Raw genomic sequence first — 15,661 nt, forward strand, 5'->3', positions numbered from 1 at the left:
AGGATAGGACGTTGCCAGGCAAACGGTGGTTCTGGAGCATACGCTCAAGGGCCGCCGCTTTTTTGTGTCTTTTTGTAGAAAGACATGTATCCATTTTAATGAAGGGACTGAACAGGGATATGGCGAAAAAAACGAAACTACGCGTAGCCGTCGAAGAGAACGAGACGATTGGTGCCTGTTTGGATCGTATCGATGCCATGGGATACCGCCCGACGGTCCGACGAGAAGAACCGATCTTTGGATTAGACGCGAATGGCGAACCGTATCCAATTCGTCAGCAAATCGTCTTCGATTGCAAAGTGAAAGAGAACGAATAACTGCCTAGAGCATCCTCCGAATCATGTGGAGGGTGCTTTTTTTAGTGCTTGATTCGATGTGATGCCTTTCAAGAAAATAAACTCCGAATGGACACTAGATGAAATCAGAAAAACTACTTTTAAAACCGAACGATAAATTTTCAGACAATTAAATTGTTCGCCTTTGGTTGACGCCTTGAGATGGACTTGTTAAGATGAAGTCGTGACAGGATGATTGAATATAAACACCTCGTATAATAGCAGGGATATGGCTTGCAAGTTTCTACCCAACGACCCTAAATCGTTGGACTATGGGGTATATGGATGTTCGTCGATATTTCTTTGGCGTACCTTTTTATACCCTAAGCCACCCTTTTAGCCGTGGTTTGGGCTTTTTTTATGCACAAAGGAGGAAACAGCGATGGGAAATGTAGAAGTCGGCGTCATCATGGGAAGTCAATCGGATTGGGAAACGATGAAACATACATGTGATGTGTTGGAGCAACTTGAGATTCCATACGAAAAGAAAGTCGTTTCCGCACATCGGACACCGGATCTAATGTTTCGTTATGCTGAATCAGCACGTGAACGAGGACTGAAAGTCATCATTGCCGGTGCAGGCGGTGCTGCTCATCTACCGGGCATGGTCGCTGCTAAAACGACATTACCCGTCATCGGTGTTCCTGTGAAGAGTAGAGCGCTCCAAGGAATTGATTCCTTGCTCTCGATCGTTCAAATGCCAGGTGGAGTACCAGTCGCAACGGTTGCCATCGGAGAAGCAGGCGCAAAAAACGCTGGATTGCTAGCTGCTCAAATTCTGTCGATTCAAGATGAACGACTTGCCCGCAAGCTCGATCATATGCGAGTCGAACTAGAAGGAGACGTCATTGCATCTGGAGGAAACTTGCTATGAAACGAATCGGGATATTAGGCGGCGGTCAACTTGGTCGAATGATGGCTTTGTCGGCGCGTGAGATGGGCTTTGAGATTTTGACACTCGACCCAACGGACAACGCACCGTGTGCGCAAGTGGCGGATCAACATATCCAAGCTCCCTTCACGGATGTCGAGGCAGCCAAACAGCTCGCAGCTGAATCAGATGTCGTCACCTACGAATTCGAGAACATCTCAACGGAAGTCGCTGAAGCGATTGGAACGAAACTGATTCACGGAACCGATCTTCTTTTTCAAACGCAACATCGGGTACGGGAAAAAGAGATGATTGAACGCATTGGACACTCTGTCGCTCCGTACTATCCGGTGACGCATCCTGCTGACTTAGAGGAAGCAAAACAGCGACTCGGGTTACCGTTCGTCTTGAAGACAGCACGATTCGGCTATGACGGAAAAGGACAGACCGTCATCCGGACGGAAGAACAGTTCCAAGCGGCAATCGAACGATTCGAACCGACAGAGTATGTTGCGGAGCAGTGGTTACCGTTTGATCAGGAAATTTCCGTCATCGTCACTCGAAGCGCAACAGAAACACGTGTCTTCCCAGTCAGTGAGAACATTCACCAAGAGAACATTTTGCATCTATCGATTGTACCGGCACGCATTTCTGAATCGCTCGAACAAGAAGCAATTGCGCTCGCTCAATCGATCGCGGATGCCGTCGGGCTGATCGGTACACTAGCCATCGAGTTGTTCGTCGTTGGTTCTCGACTAATCGTCAATGAACTAGCACCCCGACCACACAATTCGGGTCACTATTCGATTGATGCTTGCGAAACATCCCAATTCGAGCAACATATCCGTGCCATCAGTGGTCTCCCACTCGGTGATACCCGTCTGACGACACCGGTCGTCATGGCGAACATCCTGGGTCAGCATGTCACAGCATTATACGAGGAACTACCGAGACTAAACGCTCGGACGAAAGTTCACTTATATGGAAAAGCAGAAGCCAAGACAGGACGGAAGATGGGCCATTTGAACATTCTTGCGGATACCGTCGACGATGCTTTGGCAGAAGTCGAACGCCTGTCGATATGGAAGGAGACAGTTCAATGATCGAACGGTATACACGTCCTGAGATGAAAGCGATCTGGACCGAACAAAACAAATTCGAGGCTTGGTTAAAAGTCGAGATCCTTGCGTGTGAAGCATGGAGTGAACTAGGAGTCATCCCGAAAGAGGACGTCCAGTTGCTTTGGGACAATGCCTCATTTGATGTCAACCGCATCCTTGAAATCGAGCAAGAGACACGTCATGATGTCATCGCCTTCACGCGTGCCGTCTCTGAGACACTCGGAGAAGAACGCAAGTGGGTCCATTACGGACTCACGTCAACGGACGTCGTCGATACAGCACTCTCGTATCTGTTGAAGCAAGCAAATGACATTCTTGCTGCAGATCTCGATCGATTCATCGATATCTTAAAAGTCAAAGCGAACGAACATAAATATACGGTCATGATGGGACGCACACATGGCGTACATGCAGAACCGACGACGTTCGGTCTGAAACTAGCGCTTTGGTATGAAGAGATGAAACGAAACAAAGTCCGTTTCGAAGCAGCACGTGAGACGGTCGAATATGGCAAGATGTCAGGTGCCGTCGGGACATTCGCGAACATCGACCCATTCATTGAAAAGTATGTCTGCGAAAAGTTAGGAACGAAACCAGCTCCAGTTTCCACACAGACGTTACAACGTGATCGTCATGCACACTATATGTCGACGCTTGCTCTGATCGCGACATCGATCGAAAAGATGGCAACGGAAATCCGGGGTCTGCAAAAGACGGAAACACGTGAAGTCGAAGAATTCTTCGCTAAAGGTCAAAAAGGATCATCGGCGATGCCGCACAAGCGGAATCCAATCGGTTCAGAGAACATGACAGGTCTTGCCCGAGTCATCCGTGGACACATGGTGACGGCGTACGAGAACGTCTCACTCTGGCACGAACGGGATATCTCTCATTCTTCGGCAGAACGCATTATTCTTCCGGATGCAACAGGACTGCTCAACTATATGTTGAACCGTTTCGGAAACATCGTGAAGAACTTGACGGTCTTCCCGGAAAACATGAAGCGGAACATGGACCGGACGTTCGGGGTCATCTTCTCTGGACATGTCTTACTCGCTTTAATCGAAAAAGGCTGGTCACGTGAAGCCGCCTATGATTTCGTTCAACCGCGTGCGATGCAGGCGTGGGAAGAACAAATCATGTTCCGTGACTTATTGTGGCAAGAAGAAGAGATTCAACAGCTTTTCACAGAAGAAGAGCTTGATGCGTGTTTCGATCCGACGTACCATACGAGTCGCGTCGATGAAATCTTTGAACGGTGTGGCTTGAACTAATCAACCTGAGACGGGGCACGTGCCCCGTCTACATCTTAGGATCATGGGGGACGAAAGCGATGCAACCACTTTATGAAGGAAAAGCAAAACGATTGTACACGACGCAGGAGCAGGATGTGCTCCGGATCGTCTATAAAGACGAAGCCACGGCATTCAACGGCGAGAAAAAAGAAGTCTTTGCTGGAAAAGGCGAATTAAACAACCGATTGACGAGTCATTTCTTTGAAATCCTCGAACAAGCGGGCATTCCGACACATTTCATTGAACGTGTCTCGGAGCGCGAACAGCTCGTACGTCGTGTCACCATCATCCCACTCGAAGTCGTCGTCCGAAACGTCGTCGCGGGGAGCTTGAGTAAACGGCTCGGTATCGAAGAGGGTACGGTGCTCGAAACACCAATCGTTGAGTTCTACTATAAAGATGATACGTTAGGCGATCCACTCGTCACCTCATCACACATTAATTTACTGAAGATTGCGACTTCTGAAGAGTTAAAAGAGTTGTCGGATAAAGCGCTTCGCGTAAACGAAGTATTGCAACCTTACTTCCGCCAAAACGGAATCACGTTGATTGATTTTAAATTGGAGTACGGCAAGACGGCAGACGGAACGATTCTACTGGCAGATGAGATTTCACCCGATACATGCCGTCTGTGGGATCAGGCGACAGGAGAACATCTCGATAAAGATGTCTTCCGTCGCAATATCGGTTCACTGACAGAGACTTACCAAACACTATTCAATCGCTTAGGGGGAAACACACAATGAAAAAAGTCATCGTATCGATCGCATTACGGGAAAGCATTTTAGATCCACAAGGAGTTGCTGTAAAAGGCGGATTGCAACAGCTTGGTTTTACGGGTGTCGAGAGTGTCCGAATCGGAAAACAGATTGAACTGCTCGTTGAAACGGAAACGACAGAAGCGATGATTCATGAGATGTGTCAAAAACTACTCGTCAACACAGTGATGGAAGATTACCAGATTACGATCGAAGAGGTGACGCCAGCATGAAGTTCGCGGTCATCGTCTTTCCGGGATCGAACTGTGATTTAGATATGTACCATGCGGTCAAGGATGCTCTCGGAGAAGAAGCGGAATACGTCTTCCATACCGAAACATCACTTGAAGGCTACGACGGCGTCCTACTGCCGGGCGGATTCTCCTACGGAGATTACCTTCGTTGCGGCGCGATCGCGCGCTTCTCACCGATCATGGAAGAAGTCAAACGTTTTGCGGCAGAAGGGAAAACGGTCCTCGGGGTATGTAACGGATTCCAGATCCTTGTCGAAGCGGGACTCTTGCCAGGTGTCTTGCACCGCAACAACGGCTTGAAGTTCATGTGCCGGACGGTTGAACTGAAGGTTGAAAATACGAAGACACGATTTACATCGGATTATCTGCCAGGCGAGACGATCTCGATTCCGATCGCGCACGGCGAAGGAAATTACTACTGCGATGATGCGACTTACGCGATGCTGCAAACGAACGGACAAATCGCCTTCACGTATGTCGATAATCCGAACGGCTCACGCGGTGATATCGCCGGGATCACGAACAAAGCCGGCAACGTTCTCGGGATGATGCCACACCCGGAACGAGCGGTCGAACTCTTGACCGGCGGAACAGATGGACTAAAACTCTTTACTTCACTCGTCAAACAGGGGGCACACCATGCTAAAACAACAGTCTGAACCAACACCAGAATTGATTCAAGAGCAACGCGTCTATGCCACGATGGGCTTGAGTGATACGGAATACCAGATGATCGTCGATTTACTCGGACGCCAACCGAACTATACGGAAACAGGATTGTTCTCGGTCATGTGGTCCGAGCATTGTTCATACAAGACATCTAAACCCGTCCTCCGTCAATTCCCGACGACTGGACCACGTGTCTTACAAGGACCAGGGGAAGGGGCAGGTGTCGTTGATATCGGGGATGAGCAGGCAGTCGTCTTTAAGATCGAAAGCCACAATCATCCATCCGCTGTTGAACCGTACCAAGGGGCTGCGACAGGCGTCGGCGGAATCATTCGTGACATCTTCTCGATGGGCGCACGACCAGTCGCACTTATGAACTCGCTCCGCTTCGGGCATCTCGGTACACCGCGTGTCAATCAACTGTTCGAACAAGTCGTCGCTGGGATCGCGGGTTATGGCAACTGTGTCGGGATCCCAACGATCGGTGGCGAAATCGGATTTGATCGTTCGTATGAAGGCAATCCGCTCGTCAACGCGATGTGTATCGGTTTGATCAACCATGCCGATATTCAAAAGGGTCAAGCAAAAGGTGTCGGAAACTCGGTCATGTACGTCGGTGCAGCTACTGGACGCGACGGGATCCATGGTGCGACGTTTGCCTCGGAGGATCTCGGAGAGGATACAGAAGCAAAACGTCCGGCTGTTCAAGTCGGTGATCCATTCATGGAGAAGCTATTGATTGAAGCGTGTCTTGAAATCGTCGGGCATCCGGCACTCGTCGGGATGCAGGACATGGGTGCTGCCGGACTGACATCGTCTTCAGCAGAGATGGCTTCAAAAGCCGGTATGGGCATCGAGATGCACCTCGATGACGTCCCGCAACGAGAAACAGGGATGACTGCCTACGAAATGATGCTCTCGGAATCACAAGAGCGGATGTTACTCGTCGTCAAGCGTGGTCGCGAAGCAGAGATCGAAGCGATCGTCAGCAAATGGGGGCTCCATGCCGTTCACGTCGGAGAAGTCATTGAAGAGAAAGTCTTACGGTTGATCCATCATGGGGATATCGTGGCGGAAGTTCCGGTTGACGCGTTAGCGGAAGAAGCACCAGTCTATGAAAAACCATCTCGCGTGCCTGCGTATTATGAAGAATTTCAAGCGATGGAAGAGACACTTCCAGTCGTCGAAGATGTCGTTGAGACATGGCGGGCGTTACTCCGTCAGCCGACGATCGCTTCAAAACGCTGGGTCTACGATCAGTACGATCATATGGTCCAGACATCGACCGTCGTCGCACCAGGATCAGACGCAGCCGTCATTCGTGTCCGCGGCACGAACAAAGCGCTCGCGATGACGACCGACTGTAACAGCCGTTTCGTCTACTTGGATCCATACGTCGGTGGACAGATCGCGGTTGCAGAAGCAGCTCGTAATATCGTCGCGAGTGGGGCGACACCACTTGCCATCACGGATTGCCTGAACTTCGGAAATCCGGATAAACCAGAAGGCTTCTGGCAGTTGCAGCAAGCAACAGCCGGTATGGCAGAAGCATGTCGTGTCCTTGAGACACCTGTTATCGGTGGAAACGTCTCGCTCTACAATGAGTCAGCTGGTCAAGCGGTTCACCCGACACCGGTCGTCGGAATGGTCGGATTACACGAGCGAACCGAATGGATCACAACGCAACACGTCAAACAAGCAGGTGACAAGATCTATCTGTTAGGTGAAACAACAGCCGAGTTTGGTGGTAGTGAGCTTCAATATATGCAATTCGGTAAATCATTCGGTCGCGCACCACAAATCGATTTAGCAGTCGAACATGCACGCTTACAAGTGTTACAACAAGCAGTACAAGCAGGTGAAGTCAATGCGATGCATGATGTATCAGAAGGTGGTCTCGCAATCGCCCTCGCTGAGATGACGTTTGGAACGAACTTTGGGTTGACGGTTCAGTTTGATGGACCAACGTTACATCTGTTCAGTGAATCGCAATCACGTTTCGTCGTCACTGTGCCACAAACGCACGTTGCAGCATTCGAACAACGGACCGGTGCTCAAGCGATCGGTGTCGTTACGAACGATGAGCTTCTTGTCATCGAAACGGCAGAGACACGGATCGAAGTAGACCGTTCGACCTTACAGGGAGACTGGGAAGGAGCAATCGCGTGTTATATGACATCAAAGGACTAAATGAGGAGTGTGGCGTCTTCGGGATCTTCGGACAACCGAATGCAGCGCAACTCGCTTACTACGGCTTGCATAGTTTGCAACACCGGGGACAGGAAGGGGCAGGCATCGTCACGAGTGACGGCGACGACCTCTTCCCGCACCGCGGGCAAGGACTGGTGACGGAAGTCTTTTCGGAAGAGATACTGACGAATCTTAAAGGACATCATGCGATCGGACACGTCCGGTATTCGACAGCAGGTGGAAACACACTTGAGAATACCCAACCGCTGCATTTCAAGTCGCGGACGGGAGATCTCGCTCTCGCACACAACGGGAACCTCGTCAACGCGGATTCACTGAAGCATCTACTCGAAGCAGAAGGTGCAATCTTTCAGACGACGAGCGATACGGAAGTCGTCGCCCATCTCGTCAAACGCAGTAAGCTCGATACACTTGAAGACCGGATTGCCGACAGTCTCGCGCGTCTTGTCGGGGCATTTGCCTTCCTCTTTTTAACGGAAGATACGTTATTCGTGGCGGTTGATCCACACGGACTGCGTCCACTGTCACTCGGGAAGACACCGGACGGCGGCATCGTATTTGCGTCAGAGACATGTGCCTTTGATATCGTCGGTGCAGAGTTCATTCGTGATATCGAGCCGGGGGAGCTCGTGACGATCACAGAACACGGCATGTCGTCTCGTCAATACATGGAACCACGTGAACGGGCAATGTGTTCGATGGAATACATCTACTTCTCACGTCCGGATTCAATCATTGATGGCGTCAACGTCCATACAGCCCGCAAAGCACTTGGGAAAAAGATGTATGAAGAAGCACCGGTCGAAGCAGACGTCGTTACCGGAGTACCGGATTCAAGTATTTCGGCAGCGATCGGTTACGCGGAAGCGAGTGGGATTCCATATGAAATGGGATTGATCAAGAACCGGTATGTCGGACGGACGTTCATCCAGCCGTCACAAGAGTTACGGGAACGTGGGGTCAAAATGAAGTTGTCCGCGCTACGCGGCGTTGTACAAGGAAAGCGTGTCATCATGGTCGATGATTCGATCGTCCGGGGAACGACGAGTCGCCGGATCGTCGGTTTATTACGTGAAGCGGGTGCGACGGAAGTTCATGTCCGCATCACGGCACCACCGATTACGAATCCATGTTATTACGGGATTGATACATCGTCAAAAGACGAGTTGATCTCTGCCCGGTTGATGCCGGAAGAAATCCGTCAAGAAATCGGTGCTGATTCACTTGAATTCCTAACTGTACCGGGTATGGTCGATGCAATCGACCGCCCGTTCGATGGACCATTAAAAGGACAATGTACCGCTTGCTTCACAGGAGAGTATCCGACACCGCTCGGTTCGCTCGAGTTAGAAGCTAAACTTTGATAGATGGGGGAAGAACATGAGCAAACATTACGAAGCAGCAGGTGTGAGTCTGACAGCAGGATATGAGTCAGTCACCCGAATGAAAAAACACGTCGCCCGTTCGATGCGCAAAGAAGTATTGACGGGACTCGGTAGCTTTGGTGCGATGTTCGACCTCAGCCAATTGCAGTTGAAAGAACCAGTCCTCGTCAGTGGGACAGACGGTGTCGGTACGAAGCTCAAGCTCGCTTTCGCACTGGAACAACACGATACGATCGGAATCGACTGTGTCGCGATGTGTGTGAACGATATCATCGTCCAAGGCGCGGAACCACTTTATTTCCTTGATTATATCGCGCTCGGTCAGGCGATTCCGGCGAAGATCGAACGGATCGTCGCAGGTGTCGCAGAAGGTTGCGTCCAGGCGGGGTGTACGTTAATCGGCGGCGAGACAGCGGAAATGCCAGGGATGTATGCGGACGGCGAATATGATATCGCCGGGTTCGCCGTCGGTGCCGTCGAGAAACAAAAATTGATCACAGGTGATAACGTCGCAGCAGGAGATGTCATTCTCGGTCTCGCTTCGTCTGGCGTCCATTCGAACGGGTTCTCACTCGTCCGTAAAATCGTCGCCGACAGTGGACTCCGCTACGAAGATGAAGTCATGATGCTTGGTCATACGCTCGGAAATGCGCTCCTCATGCCAACACGAATCTACGTCGAAGCGGTCAAAGCAGCCCTTGAGACGGAAAAGATTCAAGCGATGGTCCATATTACGGGTGGTGGTTTCTACGAGAACGTACCACGTGTCTTACCGGAAGGGCTTGGCGCATCGTTCGACCCGAAAAAGTGGCCGACGTTACCAGTCTTCGACTGGCTCGAGCAAGCGGGTGATTTGCCACGACATGACATGTACAACGTCTTCAACATGGGGATCGGTTTCATGTTGATCGTCAAACCAGAAGATGTCGCGGAAGTGACAGCACGCCTCGCTCGTGAAAATGAGACGGCGTACGTGATTGGTCAGGTGACCGATCAAGAAGGTGTCCGGATTCAAGGAGTCGACGCATGAAGATCGCCTGTTTTGCATCTGGTAGCGGTAGTAATGTCGAAGCACTTTTTGAAGCAATCGAGGCAGGAGCGTTACATGCCTCGATCGAACTGATCGTCTGCGATCAACCGGACGCAGCAGTCATCGAGCGGGCAAAACGACGCGGATGTGACGTCTTCGTCTTTCGGGCGAAGGACTATCCGGATAAACCGAGTTTTGAGCGGGAGATCATTGCCCGTCTTGAAGCGAAAGGTGTCGAAAGGATCATTCTTGCCGGCTACATGCGATTGATCGGGGAAGAGTTGCTCGGACGATACGCAGGGCGGATCGTCAACATCCACCCGTCGCTACTTCCGGCCTTCCCGGGAAAAGATGCGATCGGACAAGCATTTCGTGGCGGAGTTAAAATCACAGGTGTTACAATTCATATAGTCGATGAAGGAATGGACACAGGACCGATCATGGCCCAAGAAGCCGTCCGGATTACAGAAGAGATGACGCGTGAAACATTGCAACAAGCGATTCAGCGTGTCGAACATAGACTGTATCCGCAAGTCATCGAAGAGTGGATGAAAGAGGAGGCAAACGTATGAGAGCGTTAATTAGTGTGTCGGATAAAACAGGAATCGTCGAATTAGGACGAGCGTTTCATGAAGCAGGGATCGAGCTCGTCTCGACAGGCGGAACACATCAAGCGTTAGAGGAAGCTGGGCTTCCGGTCATTGGTATCAGTGAAGTCACACAATTCCCAGAAATGCTCGATGGACGTGTCAAGACGCTCCATCCAATGGTTCATGGTGGATTACTCGGTCGTCGTGACCTTGAATCGCATCGTGAGCAGATGGCTGCGCAACAGATCCAACCGATTGATTTCGTCGTCGTCAATCTGTATCCGTTCAAGCAGACAGTCTTACAAGAAGACGTTGCCTATGCCGATGCGATCGAGAACATCGATATCGGTGGACCAAGCATGTTGCGTTCAGCAGCGAAAAACCACGCAGCTGTCACGGTCGTCGTCGATCCAGCTGATTACGAAACAGTCGTTGCCGAGGTTCGTGAAGGTGGAACGACGTTTGAGACACGCCAACGTCTTGCGGCGAAAGCCTTCCGGCATACAGCGGCGTACGATGCGTTGATCGCGGATTATTTCTTGACGCAAACAGGTGAGAAGTTCCCCGATCAGTTGACGATCACGCTTGAAAAAGTCCAGGATCTCCGTTACGGAGAAAATCCACACCAAGAAGCAGCCTTCTATAAAACACCGATTTACCGTGGAGCTTCCCTCGCTTCAGCGAAACAATTGCACGGTAAAGAGTTGTCGTATAACAACATTCAAGATGCGAACGCCGCACTTGAAATTCTCGATGAGTTCCGCGAAGCAGCAGCCGTCGTCGTCAAACACATGAACCCATGTGGTGTGGCCGTCGGTCCAACGATCGGAGAGGCATTCCGCCGCGCTCATGCAGCCGATCCAGTGTCGATCTTCGGTGGCATCGTCGCCTTGAACCGTGAAGTCGATTTAGAGACAGCAGAACAATTGAGCGGTATCTTCCTTGAGATCATCATCGCTCCATCCTTCACAGAAGAAGCATTCGCCTTGTTGTCAGCGAAAAAGAACATCCGTCTGCTTGAACTCGACGTCAAACGTGTCCAAGCGATCCGTTATACAGCAGTCGCTGGCGGCATGCTCGTCCAAGACAGTGACGATGAGACGCTTGATGATGCAGCAGCACGTGTCGTGACAGACCGCAAACCGACAGCAGCGGAATGGGAGGACTTGAAACTCGCATGGCGCGCCGTCAAACACGTCAAGTCGAATGCCATCGTTCTCGCGAAGGACGAAGTGACGGTCGGTGTTGGTGCAGGACAGATGAACCGTGTTGGTTCAGCGAACATCGCGATTACGCAAGCCGGAGAAAAAACAGTTGGCGCGTCCCTTGCTTCCGATGCTTTCTTCCCAATGGGTGATACGGTCGAAGCGGCAGCAGCAGCTGGCATTACAGCAATTATTCAACCAGGCGGCTCGATTCGTGACCAAGAGTCGATCGATGCGTGTAACAAACATGGCATTACGATGGTCTTTACGAACGTTCGACATTTCAAACACTAAGCGGAGGCGATTTGAATGAAGGTATTGGTGATTGGTAAAGGAGGGCGTGAACACGCGCTCGTCTGGAAGCTGGCACAGGATGAACGGATCGAGACCGTGTATGCTGCGCCTGGGAATGCCGGGATGACACAAGCCACATGTGTTCCGATCGCCGAAGATGCTATCGATGAACTCGTGACGTTCGCACAAGACGAACAGATCGATTGGACGATTGTCGGACCAGAAGGACCACTTGTTCTCGGAGTCGTTAACGCCTTTCAGGCAGCGGGACTACAAATCTTCGGACCAACACGGGAAGCGGCAGCGATCGAAGGAAGTAAGCAGTTCGCGAAAGAATTGATGGAGCGTGCCGGTATTCCGACCGCTGCTCACGTCGTCTTTACTTCAGCAGCAGATGCAGAGGCGTATGTTCGCAAAGCGGGTGCACCGATCGTCATCAAAGCCGATGGACTTGCTGCCGGAAAAGGAGTCACGGTCGCAGAAACCGTGGACCAAGCGCTTGTTGCAATCCACGATACGTTTGCCGGAGAATACGGTCAACAAAGCCGCGTCGTCATCGAAGAATGCCTGATCGGGGAAGAGTGTTCGTTGATGGCATTCGTGCACGAAGAGACGGTCATCCCGATGGTATTGTCGCAAGATCATAAACGGGCGTTTGACGGTGACTTAGGTCCGAACACAGGAGGCATGGGCGCGTATTCTCCGCTTCCTCAGTGGGACGAAGCAGCGTTGACGACAGAAGCTGTTGCTCGCATCATTCAGCCGCTCGTCGATCAGATGGCAAGCGAAGGAATTCCGTTCACCGGCTTCCTCTATGCCGGTCTGATGCTGACGAAACAAGGACCATTCGTCATCGAGTTCAATGCTCGGTTCGGTGATCCGGAGACAGAAGTCATTCTCCCGCGCTTAGAGACGCCGTTGCTTGATGTCATCATGCCGCTGATGGACGGACAGACACCAGAAGTCGTTTGGACGGATCAAGCAGCTGTCGGTGTCGTCGTCGCAGCAGAAGGATATCCGGAAGCGCCAAAAACGGGACAAGTGATTCCACTTGACCAGATCGGGGGTGATCTTCTCGTCTTTCATGCCGGAACGGCAGGACGAAACGATCAACTTGTCTCAGCTGGTGGACGTGTCCTCGTGTGTGTCAGCCGTGCCGAGACGATCGAGCAAGCTGTCGAACAGGTCTATGCAAACTTACCAGACGTGACGGATCAGCCATTCTTTTACCGAACTGATATCGCTCAAAAAGCCTTTCGTGCCTCGCATGAATCATGATATCTGAACCAGACGTGCTCGAAGGAGTCGCGTCTGGTTTTTTGTTTCTTGGCGAAGTGTACGAAAAGATTTGTCTTCCATGGCGAATTTGTGTTATTTTGACCAAATGAATCCGGAACGGGGCAAAACTTCTTGAAACTTACTTAGCAACATTTTAGTATAAGAACTATAAGAAAGCGTTTTCAATAAAACAAAGGAGGTCGAGCTTTCGTGAAAAAAAATTGTGGAAGATCCCCTTGGACGAAATCTGAAGTACGAACACACCAAGCGGTCATCAGCGGAAAGCTTGCACCGACACTTGTCATACAGAATGCCACTTACCTGAATCATGGTGTCAAAGCATGGCGGACGGCGAACATCTGGATTAGTGGCGACCGGATCGTCTATGTCGGTCCAGAGATGCCGGAACAAGCCGATGCGTACCATGATGCGACAGGTCAATATATCGTACCCGGTTACATTGAACCCCATGCCCATCCGTTCCAACTTTACAATCCAGCGAGTCTTGCAAAATTCGCAGCAGAGCGGGGAACATCGACGCTCGTCAACGACAACATGTTGTTATTATTAGAGCCGACGGAGCAAGCGTTTGCTCAAGTCGAGGCGCTAGCAGACTTACCGACCTCGATGTACTGGTGGGCACGACTCGACGCACAAACCGAGCTTGATGCCGACAGTATCTCGATCGATAATCGCCGGATTCAAGCGTGGCTCAAGCATCCACAAGTCATCCAAGCAGGTGAGTTGACGGGATGGCCACGTCTCTCGCAAGGGGACGATGAATTGCTCCATTGGATGCAGGATGCGATTAAACTTGGAAAACCGATCGAAGGTCATTTCCCTGGTGCTTCAGCGAATACGCTGACGAAGATGGCGCTGTATGGCGTGACGAGCGATCACGAAGCGATGACGGTCGAAGAAGCGATGACACGTCTTGAACTTGGCTATACGACGACAATTCGTTATTCATCGATTCGTCCAGATCTACCGGATATCTTTAAAGGTCTCGTCGAAGCAGGGTTGACGCAGTTCGATAAGGTGCTCGTGACGACAGATGGTTCAACGCCGTCCTTTTATAAGGCAGGCATGATGGATGAGACGATCCGATTGATGCTCGAGGCAGGCATCCCGGTCGAAGAAGCGTACCGGATCGCGTCGTACAATGCAGCGCGTCATTTTAATCTCGATCATCTACTCGGGAGTATCGCACCTGGACGGATCGCGCATCTCAATTTCCTTGAGGCAAAAGACGCACCGACACCTGTCGCCGTTCTTGCGCGTGGCACATGGGTCCGTCAAGCAGACATCCCCTGTTACCCGGCAGAAGCACTCGATGCTGTCTATGCGCTCATGCCACGCTCGGAAGTCCAGGTTTCCTTAACGGAACAGGATTTCTCGTTTAGCATGCCGGTTGGTCTTGAGATGGTCAATTCCGTCATCATGAAGCTCTATCAAGTCGAACACGATACAAGTGTGCCTGTGCTACCGGCAGGATGTGATGAATCCTTCCTAATGTTACTCGACCGGGAAGGGAAGTGGCGACTGAATACCGTTCTGAAAAACTTTGCGACACAAGTCGGTGGTCTCGTCAGTTCGTACTCGATTAGCGGTGATATCTTGATGATCGGTAAATCGAAACGAGACATGCAAGTCGCGTTTGATCGCATGAAAGCGTTCGGCGGCGGAATCGTTCTCGTCGAGGACGGAGAAGTCGTCGCTGAAGTTCCGTTGACCTTGATGGGGCAGACGTCCGAATTGCCACTCGAAGATTTGATCGTTCAGGAAACCGCTCTACGGGAAGCCTTGTTCGAACGCGGTTATGCGTTTGAAGATCCTGTCTATACGTTGCTATTCCTAGCGTCAACTCACTTGCCATATGTGCGGATCACGCCGCAGGGAATATACGAAGTCCTTCGGAAAAAAGTCCTTTTCCCAGCGATTTTGCGATGATGCTTGAATTTTAAAACGTCGCGCTTTAAACTATTAAAGAGCAATTGAATGGGAAAGGGAGTCACAAGATGCAACTCGATAAATTGCGTGGAAAAGAATTGGATCAGTTATTTACAGCCATCATGAAGATGAATTCATTAGAAGATTGTTATACGTTGTTCGAAGACTTAGCGACCGTCAACGAAATCCAGGCGCTCGCCCAACGTCTTGAAGTCGCACGTCAATTACGTGAAGGCAATACGTATCACAAAATCGAAAAGGCGACCGGTGCTTCAACAGCAACAATCTCGCGTGTCAAACGTTGCTTGAACTACGGTTCAGGCGGTTATGATCTGGCGCTTGCCCGCCTAGGTCTTATCGAGCAAGAAGTAGCGGATAACTAATGTTATCCGCTACTTCTATGAAGGGGGGCGTG

The 15,661-nt window shown here is 50.8% G+C and carries 15 protein-coding genes and 1 riboswitch; all 15 genes read left to right on the forward strand.

Annotated features, from left to right (window positions below):
• Positions 1–119: 119 nt before the first annotated feature.
• The 15 genes from B4C70_RS13210 to B4C70_RS13280 all read left to right on the forward strand — a co-directional run bounded on the left by B4C70_RS13210 (position 120) and on the right by B4C70_RS13280 (position 15,629).
• The gene (locus B4C70_RS13210; protein WP_023467064.1) at positions 120–317 is read left to right on the forward strand and encodes an NETI motif-containing protein; all 198 of its coding nucleotides are present in this window, start codon (positions 120–122) and stop codon (positions 315–317) included.
• 209 nt (positions 318–526) lie between these two features.
• Positions 527–628, forward strand: a riboswitch (purine riboswitch).
• An 89-nt stretch (positions 629–717) separates the two neighbouring features.
• Positions 718–1,209, forward strand: a complete 492-nt coding sequence (gene purE, locus B4C70_RS13215; RefSeq protein ID WP_058704939.1) for a 5-(carboxyamino)imidazole ribonucleotide mutase — start codon at positions 718–720, stop codon at positions 1,207–1,209.
• Complete coding sequence (gene purK / locus B4C70_RS13220) at positions 1,206–2,309, forward strand: 5-(carboxyamino)imidazole ribonucleotide synthase (RefSeq protein ID WP_290780193.1); 1,104 nt, start codon at positions 1,206–1,208, stop codon at positions 2,307–2,309. The genes purE and purK overlap by 4 nt, the downstream gene beginning before the upstream one ends.
• Positions 2,306–3,601: an adenylosuccinate lyase gene (gene purB, locus B4C70_RS13225; RefSeq protein ID WP_064300880.1), complete on the forward strand. Its 1,296-nt coding sequence runs from the start codon at positions 2,306–2,308 to the stop codon at positions 3,599–3,601. Before purK ends, purB begins: the two co-directional genes overlap by 4 nt.
• 59 nt (positions 3,602–3,660) lie before the next feature.
• Positions 3,661–4,368, forward strand: coding sequence for a phosphoribosylaminoimidazolesuccinocarboxamide synthase (gene purC / locus B4C70_RS13230; RefSeq protein WP_223041307.1), 708 nt, complete (start codon positions 3,661–3,663; stop codon positions 4,366–4,368).
• Positions 4,365–4,613 (forward strand): phosphoribosylformylglycinamidine synthase subunit PurS, encoded by a 249-nt coding sequence (purS, locus tag B4C70_RS13235; protein WP_023467069.1) that lies wholly within the window; start codon positions 4,365–4,367, stop codon positions 4,611–4,613. Before purC ends, purS begins: the two co-directional genes overlap by 4 nt.
• Positions 4,610–5,293 carry a phosphoribosylformylglycinamidine synthase subunit PurQ gene (gene purQ / locus B4C70_RS13240; RefSeq protein WP_050678983.1) on the forward strand — a complete coding sequence of 228 codons (684 nt, stop codon included), beginning with the start codon at positions 4,610–4,612 and terminating at the stop codon, positions 5,291–5,293. The genes purS and purQ overlap by 4 nt, the downstream gene beginning before the upstream one ends.
• Complete coding sequence (gene purL / locus B4C70_RS13245; protein WP_290780200.1) at positions 5,274–7,493, forward strand: phosphoribosylformylglycinamidine synthase subunit PurL; 2,220 nt, start codon at positions 5,274–5,276, stop codon at positions 7,491–7,493. Before purQ ends, purL begins: the two co-directional genes overlap by 20 nt.
• Positions 7,469–8,878 (forward strand): amidophosphoribosyltransferase, encoded by a 1,410-nt coding sequence (gene purF / locus B4C70_RS13250; RefSeq protein WP_290780202.1) that lies wholly within the window; start codon positions 7,469–7,471, stop codon positions 8,876–8,878. Before purL ends, purF begins: the two co-directional genes overlap by 25 nt.
• A gap of 16 nt (positions 8,879–8,894) precedes the next feature.
• Entirely contained in the window at positions 8,895–9,929 is a 1,035-nt protein-coding gene (purM, locus tag B4C70_RS13255) for a phosphoribosylformylglycinamidine cyclo-ligase (protein ID WP_029340745.1), read from the forward strand.
• Complete coding sequence (gene purN / locus B4C70_RS13260; protein WP_290780203.1) at positions 9,926–10,501, forward strand: phosphoribosylglycinamide formyltransferase; 576 nt, start codon at positions 9,926–9,928, stop codon at positions 10,499–10,501. Before purM ends, purN begins: the two co-directional genes overlap by 4 nt.
• Positions 10,498–12,018 (forward strand): bifunctional phosphoribosylaminoimidazolecarboxamide formyltransferase/IMP cyclohydrolase, encoded by a 1,521-nt coding sequence (gene purH, locus B4C70_RS13265; RefSeq protein ID WP_290780206.1) that lies wholly within the window; start codon positions 10,498–10,500, stop codon positions 12,016–12,018. The genes purN and purH overlap by 4 nt, the downstream gene beginning before the upstream one ends.
• 15 nt (positions 12,019–12,033) lie before the next feature.
• On the forward strand, positions 12,034–13,296 hold the full coding sequence (gene purD / locus B4C70_RS13270) for a phosphoribosylamine--glycine ligase (protein WP_290780209.1): 1,263 nt from the start codon (positions 12,034–12,036) through the stop codon (positions 13,294–13,296).
• A gap of 210 nt (positions 13,297–13,506) precedes the next feature.
• Positions 13,507–15,246, forward strand: a complete 1,740-nt coding sequence (locus B4C70_RS13275) for an adenine deaminase C-terminal domain-containing protein (RefSeq protein ID WP_290780211.1) — start codon at positions 13,507–13,509, stop codon at positions 15,244–15,246.
• Positions 15,247–15,314: 68 nt separating this feature from the next.
• Positions 15,315–15,629 (forward strand): YerC/YecD family TrpR-related protein, encoded by a 315-nt coding sequence (locus tag B4C70_RS13280; RefSeq protein ID WP_214861324.1) that lies wholly within the window; start codon positions 15,315–15,317, stop codon positions 15,627–15,629.
• Positions 15,630–15,661 lie beyond the last annotated feature (32 nt).

It is taken from the genome of Exiguobacterium sp. UBA5002 (assembly GCF_002396765.1).
In the GTDB taxonomy this organism is placed as follows: Bacteria; Bacillota; Bacilli; order Exiguobacteriales; family Exiguobacteriaceae; genus Exiguobacterium_A.

Excerpts from the sequence above, each read along its gene's own strand:
- B4C70_RS13210 (WP_023467064.1), top strand. The coding sequence starts at position 120 with ATGGCGAAAAAAACGAAACTACGCGTAGCCGTCGAAGAGAACGAGACG.
- purE (WP_058704939.1), top strand. The coding sequence starts at position 718 with ATGGGAAATGTAGAAGTCGGCGTCATCATGGGAAGTCAATCGGATTGG.
- purK (WP_290780193.1), top strand. The coding sequence starts at position 1,206 with ATGAAACGAATCGGGATATTAGGCGGCGGTCAACTTGGTCGAATGATG.
- purB (WP_064300880.1), top strand. The coding sequence starts at position 2,306 with ATGATCGAACGGTATACACGTCCTGAGATGAAAGCGATCTGGACCGAA.
- purC (WP_223041307.1), top strand. The coding sequence starts at position 3,661 with ATGCAACCACTTTATGAAGGAAAAGCAAAACGATTGTACACGACGCAG.
- purS (WP_023467069.1), top strand. The coding sequence starts at position 4,365 with ATGAAAAAAGTCATCGTATCGATCGCATTACGGGAAAGCATTTTAGAT.
- purQ (WP_050678983.1), top strand. The coding sequence starts at position 4,610 with ATGAAGTTCGCGGTCATCGTCTTTCCGGGATCGAACTGTGATTTAGAT.
- purL (WP_290780200.1), top strand. The coding sequence starts at position 5,274 with ATGCTAAAACAACAGTCTGAACCAACACCAGAATTGATTCAAGAGCAA.
- purM (WP_029340745.1), top strand. The coding sequence starts at position 8,895 with ATGAGCAAACATTACGAAGCAGCAGGTGTGAGTCTGACAGCAGGATAT.
- purN (WP_290780203.1), top strand. The coding sequence starts at position 9,926 with ATGAAGATCGCCTGTTTTGCATCTGGTAGCGGTAGTAATGTCGAAGCA.
- purH (WP_290780206.1), top strand. The coding sequence starts at position 10,498 with ATGAGAGCGTTAATTAGTGTGTCGGATAAAACAGGAATCGTCGAATTA.
- purD (WP_290780209.1), top strand. The coding sequence starts at position 12,034 with ATGAAGGTATTGGTGATTGGTAAAGGAGGGCGTGAACACGCGCTCGTC.
- B4C70_RS13280 (WP_214861324.1), top strand. The coding sequence starts at position 15,315 with ATGCAACTCGATAAATTGCGTGGAAAAGAATTGGATCAGTTATTTACA.